The organism is Paenibacillus thermotolerans, from assembly GCF_028745515.1.
In the GTDB taxonomy this organism is placed as follows: Bacteria; Bacillota; Bacilli; order Paenibacillales; family YIM-B00363; genus Paenibacillus_AE; species Paenibacillus_AE thermotolerans.
On record NZ_JAQZSG010000020.1, the window covers coordinates 40,474 to 58,117 of the forward strand.

The 17,644-nt window shown below is 55.2% G+C and carries 17 protein-coding genes; 14 read left to right on the forward strand and 3 right to left on the reverse strand.

All coding sequences use genetic code 11. From position 1 onward, the window contains the following. Positions 1-40: 40 nt before the first annotated feature. The 12 genes from ytfJ (at position 41) to PT964_RS16535 (ending at position 11,823) form a co-directional block, all read left to right on the forward strand. Positions 41-568, forward strand: coding sequence for a GerW family sporulation protein (gene ytfJ, locus PT964_RS16480; RefSeq protein ID WP_274364462.1), 528 nt, complete (start codon positions 41-43; stop codon positions 566-568). A 373-nt stretch (positions 569-941) separates the two neighbouring features. Next, positions 942-2,396: a CAP-associated domain-containing protein gene (locus PT964_RS16485; protein WP_274364463.1), complete on the forward strand. Its 1,455-nt coding sequence runs from the start codon at positions 942-944 to the stop codon at positions 2,394-2,396. A gap of 131 nt (positions 2,397-2,527) precedes the next feature. Further along, positions 2,528-3,718, forward strand: coding sequence for a D-alanyl-D-alanine carboxypeptidase family protein (locus PT964_RS16490; protein ID WP_425262758.1), 1,191 nt, complete (start codon positions 2,528-2,530; stop codon positions 3,716-3,718). 5 nt (positions 3,719-3,723) lie between these two features. Further along, positions 3,724-4,323 carry a nucleoside recognition domain-containing protein gene (locus PT964_RS16495; RefSeq protein WP_274364464.1) on the forward strand — a complete coding sequence of 200 codons (600 nt, stop codon included), beginning with the start codon at positions 3,724-3,726 and terminating at the stop codon, positions 4,321-4,323. A 30-nt stretch (positions 4,324-4,353) separates the two neighbouring features. Next, the gene (locus PT964_RS16500) at positions 4,354-4,875 is read left to right on the forward strand and encodes a spore maturation protein (RefSeq protein ID WP_425262759.1); all 522 of its coding nucleotides are present in this window, start codon (positions 4,354-4,356) and stop codon (positions 4,873-4,875) included. Positions 4,876-4,960: 85 nt separating this feature from the next. Next, a complete protein-coding gene (locus PT964_RS16505) occupies positions 4,961-5,302 on the forward strand; it encodes a hypothetical protein (protein ID WP_274364466.1) in 342 nt (113 codons plus the stop codon). A gap of 18 nt (positions 5,303-5,320) precedes the next feature. Beyond that, positions 5,321-6,052: a pseudouridine synthase gene (locus PT964_RS16510; RefSeq protein WP_274364467.1), complete on the forward strand. Its 732-nt coding sequence runs from the start codon at positions 5,321-5,323 to the stop codon at positions 6,050-6,052. A gap of 74 nt (positions 6,053-6,126) precedes the next feature. Next, positions 6,127-6,657 carry a redoxin domain-containing protein gene (locus tag PT964_RS16515; RefSeq protein WP_274364468.1) on the forward strand — a complete coding sequence of 177 codons (531 nt, stop codon included), beginning with the start codon at positions 6,127-6,129 and terminating at the stop codon, positions 6,655-6,657. Between the two features lie 46 nt (positions 6,658-6,703). Continuing rightward, positions 6,704-8,284, forward strand: a complete 1,581-nt coding sequence (resB, locus tag PT964_RS16520) for a cytochrome c biogenesis protein ResB (RefSeq protein ID WP_274364469.1) — start codon at positions 6,704-6,706, stop codon at positions 8,282-8,284. 22 nt (positions 8,285-8,306) lie between these two features. Further along, positions 8,307-9,569 carry a cytochrome c biogenesis protein CcsA gene (gene ccsA / locus PT964_RS16525; RefSeq protein ID WP_274364470.1) on the forward strand — a complete coding sequence of 421 codons (1,263 nt, stop codon included), beginning with the start codon at positions 8,307-8,309 and terminating at the stop codon, positions 9,567-9,569. Between the two features lie 32 nt (positions 9,570-9,601). Beyond that, positions 9,602-10,318 carry a response regulator transcription factor gene (locus PT964_RS16530; RefSeq protein ID WP_274364471.1) on the forward strand — a complete coding sequence of 239 codons (717 nt, stop codon included), beginning with the start codon at positions 9,602-9,604 and terminating at the stop codon, positions 10,316-10,318. 2 nt (positions 10,319-10,320) lie between these two features. After that, complete coding sequence (locus PT964_RS16535; RefSeq protein ID WP_274364472.1) at positions 10,321-11,823, forward strand: HAMP domain-containing sensor histidine kinase; 1,503 nt, start codon at positions 10,321-10,323, stop codon at positions 11,821-11,823. A gap of 604 nt (positions 11,824-12,427) precedes the next feature. On the opposite strand, the gene PT964_RS16540 is transcribed toward PT964_RS16535, so the two are convergent. Beyond that, entirely contained in the window at positions 12,428-13,336 is a 909-nt protein-coding gene (locus tag PT964_RS16540) for a helix-turn-helix domain-containing protein (protein WP_274364473.1), read from the reverse strand. A gap of 132 nt (positions 13,337-13,468) precedes the next feature. On the opposite strand from PT964_RS16540, the gene PT964_RS16545 reads away from it, so the two are divergent. Continuing rightward, positions 13,469-14,245: a phytanoyl-CoA dioxygenase family protein gene (locus PT964_RS16545; RefSeq protein ID WP_274364474.1), complete on the forward strand. Its 777-nt coding sequence runs from the start codon at positions 13,469-13,471 to the stop codon at positions 14,243-14,245. Between the two features lie 46 nt (positions 14,246-14,291). Here PT964_RS16545 and serA read toward each other — a convergent pair whose 3' ends face one another. Further along, complete coding sequence (serA, locus tag PT964_RS16550) at positions 14,292-15,881, reverse strand: phosphoglycerate dehydrogenase (protein ID WP_274364475.1); 1,590 nt, start codon at positions 15,879-15,881, stop codon at positions 14,292-14,294. A 469-nt stretch (positions 15,882-16,350) separates the two neighbouring features. Between serA and PT964_RS16555 the strand changes: the two genes are divergently transcribed. Further along, a complete protein-coding gene (locus tag PT964_RS16555) occupies positions 16,351-16,677 on the forward strand; it encodes a rhodanese-like domain-containing protein (RefSeq protein ID WP_274364476.1) in 327 nt (108 codons plus the stop codon). A 14-nt stretch (positions 16,678-16,691) separates the two neighbouring features. On the opposite strand, the gene PT964_RS16560 is transcribed toward PT964_RS16555, so the two are convergent. Continuing rightward, entirely contained in the window at positions 16,692-17,612 is a 921-nt protein-coding gene (locus PT964_RS16560; protein WP_274364477.1) for a hypothetical protein, read from the reverse strand. Positions 17,613-17,644 lie beyond the last annotated feature (32 nt).

Sequence of the window (17,644 nt, forward strand, 5' to 3'; positions counted from 1 at the left end):
ACTGAACTTTGTACCCATTTTTATTGAAGGAGGAGCTGTTATGAGCGAGCATCCGATTCAAGGTCTGATGAGGACCGCAATGGAAAACATAAGACAAATGGTCGATGTCAATACAATTGTAGGGGACCCTGTGAATTGCCCGGACGGAACGGTGATTTTGCCGATCAGCAAGGCGGCGTTCGGGTTTGCTGCAGGCGGCAGCGAATTTGCGCAGGATCGGATCGACGAAGAGCAGCGCGACCGCGAAACACATGCGATCGCACCGTTCGAAAGCCGTCACGGCGCTTCGGTTGCGATGCCGTTCGGCGGCGGCAGCGGCGGCGGCATATCGATTACGCCGATCGCTTTCCTGGTCGTCGGTCAGCACGGAGTTAAGGTTGTGCCGCTCGATAATCAGACTCGCATGTTCGAGCGGTTAATCGAGTCGGCGCCGCAGATGGTGGAAAAGCTTCAAAGCATGTTCGGAGGCAAAAAGGAAACCGACACGCGCTTCAACGATGTTACGTACGGGGCGCCGATGGAAGGAATCCCGACGGAGAGCAATACAACTACAACTACAACGTTGTAATACCTTTTAGTTAAAGCAGCAGCCCTAGGCTGCTGTTTTGCGTTTTGCAAGGCCGCATCATATTATCGATTTACCCATATTGGTTTGCTGAATTTCCTTTGCTTATTTCTGTGTAATTTCATTCGGCGGATGGGATTTTGGCAATCTTATGTTCAAAACGTGTCGTGACTACTGCGGCATATGAACACAATTATTCCATAATTCCTCCTATGAAACTTTTGGTATATTCCCTAAGCCTGTGTTCATGCCTAGCCTATCTCTATATACTTGATGTAACAGGGGAATAGCTTCATCCTAGTAAGGGCGTTGGGAGATCCGCGGAGTTAGCGGAACGCAATGTCCGCTAATTCGCGGCGAATAAGGAGGAAACACCATGAAAAAGGCGGTTGCCGCATTACTATTCATCGCGCTCGTGCTTGCCTTCGGGACCGCCGGGAACTTCCCCGGAGCGACGTCCGCCGGCGCCGAGAAAGCCGCATTTGCCGATATCGAAGGACACTGGGCTGAAGCCGCTATTGAGTGGGGGGCGGGACAAGGGGTCGTGCAAGGATTTCCCGACGGCACGTTCCGGCCGTCCGGACTTGTAACGGAGTCGCAATTTCTCGCCATGCTGTTCCGGGCTTTCCCGCAATCGGCCGTGTCCGGCTCCGGCGGTTCTTATTGGTATTCGCCATATTATCAAGCGGCCGCGAAGCTAAATTGGCCGGTCGCCGCGGAGCGTGCAGGCAAGCATGTAACGCGCGGACAAGTCGCACAAATCATCGCTGCCTCGCAAGGGGAGCTGCTGAACGTCTCGAGCGCCGTCGAACTGGTGCTCGGCGCAGGGCTCGCCCAAGGAAAAGGGGCGGAAGGCTTCGCGGCGAACGATACGTTGACGCGGGCGGAAGCGGTTCAGTTCGTGCGAAACGTCGTATCCTCCGGTCTGGAGCTTCATCCGGCGGAGCCGCGGAAGGCGGAGGACGCATTCTTTTCCGTCGGGGGAGTGGCCATAGGCGATTCGGAAGCCGGGCTGATTCAAGCTTTTGGCGAACCGGACAGGAAGGACGCAAGCGAATACGGCTTTATATGGTACGTATATAACGCCGATTACCGGAATTTTTCCATGTTCGGCATTTCCGGAGGAACCGTCGTTGCAGCATACGCCAACGGCGGCAATTGGGTTATACATGGGGCGGAGAACGACTTGAATGCCGGACGCGGCGAAACGGATGCCCTGCGGGTGCTTGGAGAACCGCTGTCTTACGTGCTGAAAGGGAATACGAGAATGATGCTGGGCGACGGCAACGAACGGGATACGTTTGTAGCGGAAGGCATGTACGTTACCGTATTTTACGATGTTCACCAAGCAAGGGCGATCTCAGGGGTTCAGGCGATTGACAGGGAAATGGAGCAGTCGCTCAAAAAGTTTTACGCACCGAACCCGTCCGCCGCGCTTCGCGAAAGCTATGAAAGGGAAATTGTCGATTTGGCCAACTCGGCGCGGGTAAAGAGGGGCTTGCAGCCGCTGCAGTGGGATGCGGCGGTTGCCGCTACCGCGCGGAAGCATAGCGCCGATATGGCCGAGAACGGATTTTTCGATCATATGAACCTTTCCGGACAAAGCCCGTTCGACCGCATGAAGGAAGACGGAATCCGGTACCGGTCCGCCGGGGAAAATATTGCCGCCGGGCAAACGAGCGCCATCTTTGCCCATGAAGGATGGATGAATTCGGAAGGGCACCGGCGGAACGTGCTCGGCGATTATACCCGCCTCGGCGTCGGAGTGGCGTTCTCCGAGGCGGACGGAAAGCCGTATTACACGCAAAATTTTATTACTCCGCTCAAGTAACATACTCGTTACGGCCGCAGCCGGGAGCTCCCGAGCCGCGGCTATTTTTTTTCATAACCGATATGAAAACGCATATACATCATAGTAACCGGACAAACCCGCCGGAAACCTTTTTCTTATCGGAGGGCAAGATGAACCAACTGTTGAAACTTCGTCCAATCACCTTCGTTCTCATGGCAGCAGCCCTATTAACCTGCATGCTGGCGCCTGCGCATCATCGGGCATTGGCTGCGCCTCCGCGCATCTCCACCCATGCGGAAGCTTCGTCTGTCATCGATGTGAAGTCGAACCGGATCATATTTCAAGAGAACGGCGACAAACGGATGCGGATCGCTTCGCTCACGAAGGTCATGACCGCAATCGTTGCGATCGAAAACGGAACGCTGACCGATAAGGTGAAGGTGTCCCATAGAGCTTACGGCAAGGAAGGCTCGTCCATCTACCTCCATCTCGGAGAGGAGATGACGCTGCAAAACATGCTGTACGGTCTCATGCTGCGGTCCGGGAACGACGCGGCGACGGCGATCGCCGAGCATGTCGGCGGCTCGGTCGACGGGTTTGTGTATTTAATGAACGAGAAAGCCCGCATGCTGGGCATGAAAAATACTAGCTTTAAAAATCCGCACGGATTGGACGAGGAGGGGCACTACTCCTCCGCGAACGATATGGCGATTCTTACGGCTTATGCGCTGCGCAATCCGATCTTCCAGGAAATCGTCAAAACGAAAGTGAAAACCGCCCCGAACCCGAACGAGAAATGGGATTACAAATGGTCGAACAAAAACAAAATGTTATCGATGTACGATGGGGCGGACGGGGTCAAAACCGGTTACACGAAGCTGGCTCATCGAACGCTGATCAGCTCCGCTACAAGGAACGGACAGCAATTTGCGGTCGTCACGTTGAACGACGGGGACGATTGGAACGATCATAAAAAAATGCTGGACTACGCGTTTACACATTATCCGCTCGCGACAATCGTGCGGAAGGGGGAGACGGTGCAGGAGCCCGGGCTTGTCGCCGCCAGAACGTTCGAGTTCCCGCTGGCGGAAGGGGAGGCGGCGGAGCTTCGCAAAAAAATAGTGCTCTACGACGAAGGCTCGACAGATTATCGGTTGGGACAGCGGGGCAGGCTCGAGCTCTACCTGCGAGGGGAGCGCATCGTCTCTTTGCCTTTATTTGAAAGCGGGAGCAAGCGGCTGACGGTGCAGGAAAGGGCGACGTTCCGGCACACGAAGTACGAGCAGCAGGAGCTTACGTTTCAGCAAATATTCAAGTCTTTGCTGAAAGGCGTGTTTACCGGCAAGACGGGGGAGGGGTAACGTCCATGGTCAATTGGATTTGGCTTCTGTTTATCGTCTCCGGCTTTATCGTGGCGATCGTGAACGGCAATGTGGAGACCGTAACGGCGGCGGCTTTCGACGGAGCGAAGACGGGCGTTGCCGTTTGCTTCGGACTCATCAGCGTGCTTGTTTTCTGGCTCGGCATCATGCGGATCGCAGAGGACGCCGGCTTGCTGCAGAAGCTTGCCAAGCTGCTTCACCCGGTTGTCCGCTATTTGTTTCCGTCCGTACCGAAGGATCATCCCGCATTCGGCTATATTTTGTCGAACATGAGCGCCAATTTGCTGGGGCTCGGCAACGCGGCGACGCCGGCGGGCATCAAAGCGATGCAGGAGCTGCAAAAGCTCAACCCCGAGAAAGATAAGGCGACGGCGGCGATGTGCACGCTGCTTGCGATTAATACGGCCAGCATTACGTTGATTCCGACGACGCTGATTGCCATTCGGATGAATTTCAATTCGGAAAATCCGACGGACATCGTCGGCCCGACGCTGGCTGCGACGGCCATTGCGCTCGCCGCCGCCATTCTGCTGGACAAGTGGTATCAGCGCAAATCGCCTCCGCCCCCGCCGCCGCAGCAGTAAAAAGGGAGTGAATCACATTTGGCACAATGGATGAATACGATATCCGCATGGGCGATCCCCGTGCTGATTGTTTTTATACCGCTTTACGCCGCATATAAGAAGGTTCCCGTCTACGAATCGTTCACCGAAGGCGCGAAGGACGGCTTCGAAACGGCGATTCGCATCATTCCCCATCTGGTCGGCATGATGACCGCAATCTCCATATTCCGGGCTTCCGGCGCGATGGACATGCTGATCAACCTCGTAAAGCCGCTCGTCGTGCCGCTGGGCATCCCGCCCGAGGTGCTGCCGCTAGGCATCCTCCGGCCGATTACCGGTGCGGGGTCGCTGGCTTACGCGACCGACCTGATCAAGCAGTACGGTCCGGATTCCTTCATCGCGCGAATCGCGGCGACCGTTCAAGGGAGCACGGATACGACGTTGTACGTCATTACCGTCTATTTCGGCGCGGTCGGAATTCGGAAGGCGGGATACGCGCTGCGTGTCGGCTTATTCTCGGATGCCGTCGGTTTTTTGGCGGCGGTTGCCGTTTGCTATTTGGCCTTTTCGTAAACCGTTCTTCCTTTCCGCCTCTTGAACCGATTATCGTAAAGTTTCATATACTGTAGCATTTATACGGACCGCGAGGTGAACCTGGTTGCAGTATACGGGCTTTACGATTCACCATTCCGCCTGCCCCTCCATCAACGGGAAGGGGTACGACTTTCTGATCACCCGCCGAGGCACCATTATTCCTTCCTCTGAACCGATGGATGCGAAGCAGCTTCATATATGTCTGGAAGGCGATTTCTCCGCGCCGTTCGACCCGTTGTCTTCCGAAATCCGCGAGCAGCTATTCATTGCAACCAAATTGATATTGCGTCTGTGCGCCGCTTACGAATTGTCGTTCGAGCATATGCAGCCCCATACGCTGACATGTCCCGGACGTTACTTCCCGTGGGCCGAACTTGTGCTTTCCATGTCAGATGGTTATCATTAGCTTGAGGTGAACGTCTACATGGAACGGCTGCAAAAGGTGCTCGCCGCGGCCGGGGTTGCATCCCGGCGCAAATGCGAAGAAATTATCGAGCAGGGCCGAGTGCTGGTCAACGGGAACCCCGTTACGGAGCTCGGCTTTAAAGTGGATCCGACTGCTGATGAAATCACGGTCGACGGCAAAAAAATCGCTAAAGAAAAAAAGGTTTATTTGGCGTTTCACAAACCGAAGGGCGTAATTACGAGCGCGAAAGACCCCGAAGGACGCCAGACGGTCATGGATTATATGAAGGGCGTCAAGGAGCGTGTATATCCCGTAGGCCGGCTCGACTATGAGACCGAGGGCTTGCTCATTTTGACGAATGACGGGGAGTTCGCCAACTTGATGACGCATCCGCGCCATCATGTGCCGAAGACGTATTTGGCGACGACCAAGGGAATTCCGCACGGCTCGCTGCTGGACAAGCTGAGAGCGGGAGTCAAGCTGGATGACGGAATGACGGCTCCGGCGGAGGTGGAGTATGCGGATATCGATACCGACAAAAATTCGGCCGTGATCCGCATTACGATTTTTGAAGGAAGAAACCGGCAGGTGCGTCGCATGTTCGAGGCGATCCATACTCCTTTAACGCGGCTGAAGCGCATTTCGATCGGCCCGGTTCAGCTCGCCGGTCTGCAAAGAGGAAAGGTTCGCCCCTTGACCAAGCAAGAAGTGGAAGAATTGCGGCAAAACGCCGACAAAGCTGACACATAAAGTTCATAATCGGGCCTGAAGCTTGCTTTAGCTTGCTTTCTCTCTTTCGATATAATAGTTGATGGGTGAGGACCTTGGGTAAATACAAAAAACGGCTGCAAATCGCCATCTTTGCCGTAGTGCTGCTGATTGCGGGATATACGGTGGCGGGCGGAGCCTTTCAAGACGACAAGAAGCCGCCGGAAGCCGGCGATCGGGTTCCGTCATTCGCATTGGAAGATTTGAAAGGGGAACAGGTGAGCATCTCCGATTATCGCGGGAAAATCGCCGTGATCAATTTCTGGGGTACGTTCTGCCCGCCTTGCGTGGAAGAAACGCCGGCATTGCAGCGAATGTACGAGAAATATAAAGATGAGGGCGTAGCGATCATCGGAGTGAACCTGGGCGAAAAGCCGCTCGTCCGCGTCACGAATTTCGTCGACCGGTTTAACGTAACGTATCCGATCCTGCTCGATCCCGAGCTGGATATAAGGGACCGCTTCGGAGTTCGCTCCTATCCTACGACGTTTTTCGTCGATGCTGACGGAACCGTACAAGAAATCAAGGTCGGCGGCATGACCGAGGGCTATATGGAGATGGAAATTCGAAAGCTTCTCGGAAAATAAGATCGGACGGGAAAGCACCTGCAACAGCATGAAAGGGGGATGATGCGTGAACGAAGCCGATAAAAAATTCGATATGAGATACGACAATGCGCCGATCCGGTCGCAGAAAGCCGATAAAGATCGGCTGGACCGCGTATGGAGCTTCTTCGCTTCGGCCAAAGTCGGCGTATGGCTCATTGTGCTTACGCTTCTCGGCGCGCTCATCGGCTCGATCTTTCCCCAAACGAGCTCGTTCGTCAGACCGCCCGGACTGGATTATTATGCGCAGACGTACGGAACGGCCGGCGAGTGGTACTATAAGCTTGGCTTAGCCGGCACCTATACGTCGTGGTGGTTCAAGCTTTTGGTCATTATGCTGGGGACGTCCATCGTGATCGCCTCCATAGACCGGGGGGTTCCGCTGTATAAGGCGTTAAAGAAGCAAAAGGCGAACCGCACCCTCGATTTTTTGCGCCGGCAAAAAATATCGCTTGAAGTTCCGGTTCCTTCCGGGCATGCGGACGGACTCGCCGATCGGCTCGAGCTTCAATTAAAGAAACAAAGGTTTCGCATCCTGCGGGAGGGCAACGCCGTCCTGGGCGAAAAAAACCGTTGGAGCCGTTGGGGGCCGTACGTGAACCATGTCGGTCTCATTATTTTTTTGCTGGTCGTGCTGATTCGCTCCTTCCACGGGTTTACGCTGGAGCAATACGTATCCGTGCTGGAGGGCGAAGCGGAGCCGATCGGCGGCACGAATTATTATGTGAAGAACGAGAAGTTTACGGCTGAGTTTTATAAGCCGGAGGAGCTGCAAGGCGAGTTCCGCAAAGAGCAGAAAGTCGTACCGAAGCTGTACGAAACGAAAGCGGTTTTGTACGAATGTACCGACAGGTGCGGAACGAGCGATCCCGTTCTCAAGGAAGTCGCGAAGGGCAATATTTTGGTCAATAAGCCGCTGCAATACAGAGGGCTGTCCGTTTACCAATTCGGCTACGATTTCACGCCGCAGGTTCGGAGCGTCCGCGTGCAGCTGAAGGATGCCGAGAGCGGGGAATCGTACGGGCAGTTTACGCTGCGAACGCGCGACCCGGAGCTATCCTACCAAGCGGGCCCGTATAAGCTTCGGCTCCATAATTACTACCCCGAATTCGCCATCGGCAAGGACGGGGAGCCCACTACGCTGTCGGCGGAGACGCCGAACGCGCCGGCCTTCGTATTTCAAATTACGGGGCCGGGCTTGCCCGAAGAAGGCTCGACCTATTTGTACTTCCCTCGCGAGATTGACAAGGAACGGTTCCGGCAGGACGAGCTCAATAAGGCGGTCGGGATCGGGGACAAGCTTGTTATTGAAGCCGGCGGGATGGAAGATGTGGAAATCGCCCAGTTTACAAGCGTGTTGAGCGCTCGTTCGGACCGGACCGTGCCTTACCTGTTGTTCGGAGGCATCGTGTGCATGATCGGGCTAGTTATGGGCTTTTATTGGCAGCATCGAAGAATATGGCTCCGAATCGAAGACGGCCGGGTCGTTGTCGCGGCTCACGCCAACAAAAACTGGCACGCCATGCGCCGTGAGACGGAGCGCTTGCTGGAAGCCGCCGGACTTGACGCATCCGGTGTCCGCACAAAGACAGACGAGACAAAATCATGAGTAAGAATGAGGTGGGTCGCGCTTGACGATTTTCGATGTCAGCAATACAGCGCTTGTTGTTGCGCTGTTTTTGTATATTATCGCGTTTGTGATGTACGTCCTCAGCATTACCGGCAGACAATGGGGCAACAACGACCCTGCGCAGCATACCAAGAAATGGGGAAGCATCGGCTTCGGGACGACGTTGGCCGGTCTGGCTCTTCATCTGATTTATTTCGTGACCCGCTGGGTCGGGATCGGGCATATCCCGGTCAGCAATTTGTTTGAATTTATTACGTTCCTGTCCATGATGACGGTCGTGGCGACGGCTATTTTTTATTTGATTTATAAAGGGCCGCTAATCGGCGCGTTCGCAACGCCGATCTCGTTCATTCTGCTTGCGTACGCGATGGTGTTTCCGTGGGAGGCGCAGCCGCTGATCCCGTCTCTGAATCACTACTGGCTGTACATCCACGTAACGACGGCTGCGTCCGGTGAAGCGTTCTTTGCCGTTGCCTTCGCAGCAGGCTTGATGTATTTGCTTCGGGTCGTCGATTTTTCCTCGGAGGATAAGCAGCTGAAAAGGCAGCGCCGGTGGGTGGAGTTTACGCTGTTTTCCGTCTTGATCGTCATCGGTTTTGTCGTCGCCGTCTTTATGTTCCGCGGAATCGGCTACGAAGCCTCCTTTACGGGAGAACAGCTGGAGAAGGATAGCAAAGGCACGGAGCAGATGGTAAAGACGACGGTGGAATATACGCTGCCGCCGATCGCTTCCCCGACCGGCATGGAGCTCGTTAAGATGGGTCCGTTCCTGGGGCAAACGCAGCCGCTGTTTGAGACTCCGTCTTGGTTCAAAGGAGTTAATGCAGGCAGGAAGCTCAATACGGTGATATGGTCCGTCATTTTCGGCATCATCTTATACGGCATTCTTCGATTGGCGCTGCGCAAGCCGCTGGGCGCCGCGATCAGTCCGGTTCTGAAAGATATCGATCCGGACGACTTGGATGAAATCAGCTACCGGGCGGTTGCGATCGGCTTTCCGATCTTTACGCTGGGCGCGCTCATCTTCGCGATGATTTGGGCCCACATTGCATGGAACCGGTTTTGGGCGTGGGATCCGAAGGAGGTTTGGGCGCTTATTACGTGGCTGTTCTACAGCGCTTATCTCCACTTGCGTCTCGGGCGCGGCTGGATCGGGCGCAGGTCGGCGTGGCTTGCCGTGCTAGGCTTTGTCGTCGTCATGTTTACCTTAATCGGCGTTAATCTGATTATTGCCGGTCTTCACTCTTACGCCGGCGTATCGTAAAACGGGGCATTCCGGAATGGAGGAGAAAGTTCATGGCTGAAGGAAGTCATACGATTTTGATCGTCGACGACGAGGAGCGCATTCGCAGACTGCTCCGCATGTATTTGGAGAAGGAGCATTTCGTCATCGAGGAGGCGGAGGACGGAGAAACCGCGCTCCGCATGGCGCAGGAGAAAGATTACGACCTGATTTTGCTCGACGTGATGCTGCCGGGCATAGACGGCGTGGAGGTTTGTGCCCGTCTGCGCCAAAGCAAGGCGACGCCGGTCGTCATGCTGACGGCGAAAGGGGAGGAAGCCAACCGCGTGCAAGGGTTTGAAGTCGGCGTGGACGATTATGTCGTCAAGCCGTTTTCGCCGCGGGAGGTTATTTATCGCGTGAAGGCGATATTGCGCAGATCGTCGGCGACGGCGTTCCTTTCCAGGGAGGCGCATACGAGCAATAACATCGTATTTCCGCATATCATGATCGAGCATGACGCGCATCGGGTGACCGCAGCAGGCCAGGAGGTAAGCTTGACGCCGAAGGAGTACGAGCTGCTGCATTACCTTGCCGTTTCGCCGGACAAAGTGTTTTCCAGAGAGCAGCTGCTGAAGGATGTATGGAATTACGAATTTTTCGGCGATCTTCGTACGGTCGATACGCATGTGAAGCGGCTCCGCGAGAAGCTTAACAAAGTGTCTCCGGAAGCTGCCGCCATGATTACGACGGTGTGGGGAGTCGGGTATAAGCTAGAGGTGCCGAAGTAACGATGCTGACGATCCTGAAAAGCATCGTCGGAAAGCTTTGGATGACGATCATCGTACTTGTGGCGGTCGTTCTGCTCATCCTGGGCATTCCTTTGCTGCAATATATCGATACCGTATTTTCGGTCGCCGAAGCGTATGAAGTGAAACGGCTATTCATTATCGCTTGCGCCATCGGTTTTTTGCTTACGACGTTTTTCGCCTTTTTCTTATCGACAAAAATTACTCAGCCGCTGCTTCAGCTGAAGCGGGCGGCCGACATGATTACTGCGGGAGAGTACCAGTCGAGAGTCCGCATTCATTCCGACGACGAAATCGGGCAGCTGTCCCGCGCTTTTAATCATATGGGCGAAAAGCTGGACGTCACGATTCGGGATTTGAATTACGAAAAGGAGCACCTTTCCAGCATTCTGCGTTCGATGACGGATGCGGTCATCACAGTGGATGCGGACGGGTTTGTCATTTCCTGCAATCCGCCGGGTGAAACCGTTGCCGGTGAATGGGAGAAGCTCGTGGCGCCGCATCGGGCGGCTCCCGCCGCTGCGGTGGCGGGGGACGGAGAGCTGCCGAAGGAGCGGCCGCGCCGAAGCATTCCTGCGCCGCTGTACGATGTGTTCCGGATGGTCGTCGAGGAAGAGAAGGAAGTCGTGACGAAGCTGCACGTGGGCAGCGGCGTTTGGTCGGTGTCGATGGACCCGCTGTATACCCACGGCACGCTCCACGGGGCAGTGGCGGTGCTGCGTGACGTCACGGAGGAATATCGCGCCGAGAAGATGCGCAAAGATTTCGTGGCGAACGTGTCGCACGAGCTGCGGACGCCTCTGTCGATGCTCCAGGGGTACAGCGAGGCGCTGCTTGACGACATCGCGTCCACTCCGGAGGAACGGCGGGAAATGGCTCAGGTCATCAATGAAGAGTCGCTTCGGATGGGGCGGCTCGTGAAGGATTTGCTGGATTTAGCCAAGATCGAGGCCGGGCGCTTGGAGATGAACATGGGCAACGTATCGCTCATGCCGCTGCTGCAGCGCGTGCACCGGAAGTTTTCCGTGCTTGCCAAGGATCAGGGCATCACGCTTCGCTTGGATGTCGATCCGAACGCTGCGGCGGGGCTTGTCCTGGAGTCGGCCGATGAGGATCGGCTCGAGCAGGTCATGACCAATCTGCTCGATAACGCCATCCGCCATACGCCGGAGGGGAAGGACATTACGGTTCGGGCGGAGCGCGCGCAGCTGCCTGGCGGCGATGCGGTCCGCATCGAGATCGAGGACCAAGGCCAAGGAATTCCGCCTGAGGATTTCCCGTATATTTTCGAACGGTTTTACAAGGCGGATAAAGCCCGCACCCGCGGCGCCTCCGCCGGAGGGACCGGTCTCGGGCTCGCGATCGTCAAAAATATTATCGACGCCCACGAGGGCACGATTACGGCTAAAAGCCGGATCGGACACGGTACGACATTTACCGTCACGCTCCCTGTAGCTGCGGCGGTTTCTGTAGAAAAAAGAAGATAAATCTTGTTGTCCGTGGAACAAAATTGCGCCCTTAGCGGCGCGTATCCAAGCCTTTAGCCCCATCGGGGAGCTGCGGGCATAAATTTTCGGGGTCGGAGGGTCATCTTCCGCCCCGTTTTTGTTTTGAATAGGGTAAGAACTGCTTCGCACGGCAGTTTCCTATTACTAACGGAAACGAATGTCCGCTAAAATGGGCTAGTTTACATAATTCGGCGATTTAACGGAAGGCGTTGTCCGCTAACACGGTGTTTTCTCCCGATTTTTTGACTTTTCAACAAATTAGCGGACATCTTGTTCCGTTATTCCGTCGGATCCCGCCGTTTTCCGCGAATTAGCGGACATTGCTTTCCGCTAAGTTCGCTCGAAATCGCATACAAGCGCAAGGCAGCACAGTCCGCGAAGGAGGAGCTGCAGCAGCTGCTCCCCGCTTAGCCGGTAACGNCCGTCGGATCCCGCCGTTTTCCGCGAATTAGCGGACATTGCTTTCCGCTAAGTTCGCTCGAAATCGCATACAAGCGCAAGGCAGCACAGTCCGCGAAGGAGGAGCTGCAGCAGCTGCTCCCCGCTTAGCCGGTAACGTGAAATTGTGCGCCCTTAGCGGCCCTCATCCCTCGTTGTCTTTGTCCCACCATTGCTTGCGGAACTGCGCCGGAGTCGTCTTCACCGCCGTACAAAAGACGCGGGTAAAGTAATGGACGGACGAAAAGCCGCACCGTTCGGCGACAATCCGGATCGGGATGTCCGTCGTCCGTAGCAGGTGTCGAGCTTCGGCGATTCGCTGGCGGTTCACATATTCAATGAACGTCACTCCCAGCTCCGACATAAACAGCCTCGACAGATGCCTGCCCGAAATGTGCAAATAAGCGGCGACATCCTGCAAATACAGCTCGCCCGCCAAATTGTCGGAGATGTAAATCCGGGCTTGATGAAGCAAAGAGGAAGCCGACGAATGGTGCACCGGCAGCGGCTGATGCTGCGCCGAAGACGCGTCCGCCTCGAGAAACGACGAGACGAAGGAACGCAGCAGCGCGCAAGCGAGCGTCGGTACCGATTGCAGCAAGCCGTAATGCCGGTCGGCTGCGTGCCGGTACAACGACCTCCACAGAAGGGAGGAAGGCGTCTCACCGGCGCCAGGCTGCAGCACGCGGGAAGACGAGCTTAGCCGGCGAAACTGCTCGACGACATGCGGTTCGCTGCGGGCGGAATCGAGGCGGAACGCAACCCAATATAAAAGCATCCCGTGTTCGCTGCGGATTTGGTGGGGGATGCCGGGCCTCGACAAAAACAACGTTTGCGGCGCAAGCGGGTACCCTTGCTTGTATTCCTCATAGGAGCCGTAACCGTCCAGCACATAGCATACTTCCAGGAAGGAATGCTTATGAACCGGGTTGTCGCGATGATCCCGCTGGGCGCCCCAATACAGCACTTCAAAGGCGGACTGATCGTCATGCAGCCTTCGCTCCATTCCGTTCAGCACCGCCACCGCGTCATAGCAAAGCTCCGCATCCTTCATCGCCGCTGTTCACTCCTTGTCTTAAAAATACAAATAGAAGTCGCAAATGTAGAAAGACTGGCTGAACTCTTTTGCCTTACAATACAGTTACATTGTAATGAATTATTTAATGACATGGTAGGGGGGCATACGATGATTACTCAGCAGGATGTCGATTTTTACAAACAAAACGGGTATCTCCTAGTCAAAGGGGTATTCAACGCCGATGAAATTGCCGAAATGCGTCAGGCGGTGGACGGAATTATCGACCGGGCCGTCAAAGCGAAGAGAGATGTGAACCATCAGTGGCAAGGAGATTTCTTGCCGCCCGAAGAATTAAACAAATTAGTGTTAAAAGGGTTCCACGACGTACAATACCATGATGCCGCATTCATGAGAGCGCTGATGCACCCAACGATCGTATCGGTATTGACGAAGGTGATCGGCCCGAACGTGCAGCTCCACCATTCCAAGATGCTCGTCAAGCCGCCGGAGCGCGGCGCTGCGTTCCCGTTGCATCAGGATCAACCGTATTTCCCGCATCGCGACCACACGATGACGGCCGCCAGCGTTCATTTGGACGACGCGAACGACGAGAACGGGTGCATTCGCGTCATCCCGGGGTCGCATCTTTGGGGGCCGATACCGCACATCGGCAGACATTACCTGGACGCCAAGAAATATCCGTTGGAGCAGGCAACGCCGTGCGAAGCGAAAGCCGGCGACGTCTTGTTCTTCAACTATTTGACGGTTCACGGCTCGTACCCGAACCGAAGCGAACGCATCCGTCGAAACGTGCTGTTCCAATACCGCGACGCTTCCGACCCGGCGGTTGAGGACGTTCACATCAACTGGGGGCAGGGACTCATGGTAGCCGGCTCGCTGCCGGAATTTAAAGCGTTTCATCCGGAATACAAACTTAAAGCATAAATAATAAGCCCGCTCCAAGTGCAATCCGGAGCGGGCTTATCTATTATTACAACGTAATTTCCTTAACGTTCGTCAAATCGGTCAGCTCCGCAAGCTGTCCGATCACGGGCTTCGGCACTTCCTTATCCACCGTGAGCACCATGATCGCGGATCCGCCGACGACTTTGCGTCCGACCTGCATAGTGGCGATATTGACGTCGTTAGAGCCGAGCAGCGTGCCGACCCGGCCGATAATACCCGGCTTATCGGTATGGGATACGAGCAGAAGATGGCCTTCCGGCGATACGTCCACCGGATACGGATCGATCTGAACGATTCTGGCGCCGTATCCGTTCAGCAGCGTGCCTGCCGCGGAATGCTCCTCGTGGCGGCCTTTGAGCGTTACGGAAATAAGGTTCGTAAAGCCCTTGGACAACGTCGATTGCTGTACAACAACCTCTACGCCGCGCGTCTTGGCGAGGTGGAGGGAGTTGACGACATTGACCTGTTCGCGGCCCAAGTGATGCCCCAGTACGCCCTGTACGATATACCGGGTGAGCGGGGTCGTATCCACATCGCAAAGCTCCCCGGAATAAGAAATGCGAATTTCGTAAACCGCCTTCTCCGACAGCTGCGCCAGGAAGGAGCCGAGCTTAACGCCGAGTCCGAAATAAGGCTGCAGCTTCGCAAGCACGGCGTCTTGGATCGGCGGCATGTTGACGGCATTCTTGAACGGCTCGTTGCGAAGAATGTTCAACACTTGCTCGGATACGTCGATGGCGACGTTCTCCTGCGCCTCAACCGTGGATGCGCCCAAATGCGGAGTGACGATAATTTTCGGATGGTTCAAGAACGGATGGTCCGGCTTCGGCGGTTCGTCCTCGAATACGTCGAAGGCGGCGCCGGCAACGATTCCTTGCTCGATCGCTTCATACAGCGCCATCTCGTCGATGATGCCGCCGCGCGCGCAGTTAATGATCCGCATGCCCTGTTTCATGACTTCGAACTGCGGCCTGGAGATCATATGCTTCGTTTCGTTCGTCAGCGGCGTATGCACCGTCATGAAGTCGGCTTTTCGGATAATATCCTCAACCGAGCCCAGCTTTACGCCGAGCTTTTCGGCGCGCTCTTCCGTGAGGAACGGGTCGTAGCCGATCACGTCCATGCCGAACGCCTTCGCGCGCTTGGCAACCTCGGAGCCGATTCGGCCCATGCCGAGCACGCCGAGCACTTTGTTGCGAAGCTCTACGCCGAGGAACGACTTTCGGTCCCAGACGCCTTCTACGGTTTTGCGGTAAGCCTGCGGGATATGCCGCGCAAGAGCCATCATCATTGCGAAAGTGTGCTCGCACGTTGTAATCGTGTTGCCGTCCGGCGCGTTAATGACGATGATGCCGCGTTTCGTCGCCGCCTCCAAATCGATGTTGTCGACGCCGACGCCTGCGCGGCCGACCACCTTCAGCTTTTTGCCGGCCTCCAAAATTCGGTCCGTTACTTTCGTTTGGCTGCGGACCAGCAGCGCGTCGTACTCCCCGATTACGTCTGCGAGCTCATCCTCCGTCAAGCCTGTCTTTTTGTCTACGGCGACGTCGGCAGCATCCGTCAATTGCTGCAACCCGAAATCGCTGATCGGGTCGGATACCAGCACTTTAAACATGGTTTCTCTCTCCTAACATGGAATGATAATTAAAAAACTCCCGAACCTGCATACGTAACCCGTATGAAGGGACGAGAGTTTATTTCGCGGTGCCACCCAACTTTACCGCAATTGCTGCGGCCTCAGCGGTCGAAAAAATCGACCAAGGTTATAACGGTACCATGACCGGCAACGCCTACTGCGAAACAATATATCGGGTTCGGCGCGGCTGCTGTGGAGTGCTGGACGCTATTCGTTGTCCGCCGATTTTCACCGTCCATCGGCTCTCTGTTAAGGACAATCTGAACGGTCTTTCTCCGTCATCGCATGTTTTTGTATGGGACTAACATTACTATTGCAACATAATGTATCATGGCAATGTAATAGTGTCAATAAGAAAGCCGAACAGGATTTGCAAGAAACCGCATCCAATTCATAACGTAAATAAAGAACAGCCGCGAACGCGGTTTGAGAGGAGACGCACATCCATATGAATCGTTACAGCCATATATCGCCGGAGCATTTTAACAAAGCTTATGAAAACGGCGAAACGAAAGACGGCCTCGTCATCGATGTGAGAGAGCCGTTCGAATGGGACTATTACCACTTGGAGCGATCCGTTCATGTACCGCTGCAGACGCTCCCCGCCAAAATCGGCGAGCTGCCGGACGATCGGACGATTTACGTCATTTGCGCCCACGGCGTGCGCAGCGAATGGGCTTGCAAATATTTGGCGGAGCAAGGCTTCGCGAACATCGTCAACGTAGCCGGAGGGATGGCGGCGGTCGCCGCGGAGCGCGGATTCGCCTATGACTGATCGGGCATGGCCCGTTATTCAAAGAAAAACGGGAGCTGGGGCAGCGCTTCGTTCTTATAAAGCTTTTCTTTCAACCGCAAATAGTCGCCCGCTCGCACGCCGCCTGCCGAAAGCAGCGTGTGCGCGGTCTGCTGCACCGATTCGAGCTTCAGTTTCCCGGCTTCCCCGGTTGCGTCCAGATCATCGATTCGCGAAGAGACGTCTTGCGGATAAAAATCGAAAAAAGTTCCGTCCTTTAGCAGCATTCGCGAAATATGTACGTTCTTCGTATTTAAGTTCCAATGGCGCCAGTCGCTCATGGTCACGTTATCCTGGCCGAGCCGCTCAATCTCGGGGACGCTCGGGTCGCTCGCCCGGTTCCATTCCAGGATGGCTTCGTAATACTGGCTTTGCGCCTGAAGCGCGAAGGCGTACGCCTCTTGAACATATTCATCCTTGCGCAGACGCTCCGCGAGCAGCGCGCCGCTTGTCTTCGAGCCGGGCCGGATCCGGCCGGCGGCTTCGGAAAACAGCTTCAAGCTTTTCAAATAGTTCCGGTGTGCGTTTATTAATTTCGGAGAAACCTCCGGGATCGTAGACGGTTCGATTTCCTTATATTTCTCATCGGCCAAACGGCCCAGCTGTTTGACGAGCTCGGATGAGTCGGCCGATTTGCTTTCGGCTTCCAGTATGCTCAAGTTCTCGAACCAAGCTTTCTGAAAATCCCGGAACGGGAGCAGCACGGTATGGTAAAATGAAACTAATTGCTGCTGATGATAAGCTACCCGGGTTTGGCTCTGCTCGTCCTGAAGCTGTTCCATGAATGCCTTGTACTTCCGGTCCGTTTGCTCTTTCCCGGTTTGGAGGCCGTAGAAAAATGCGGCAAGTCCGACGATCAGTGCGAAAATAAATCCGAGTGAAATAATAAGGTCATAACGGGTCAGTTTCTTATTCATACGGGCTCCTCAAATTCCGTGGTTCAAATCAT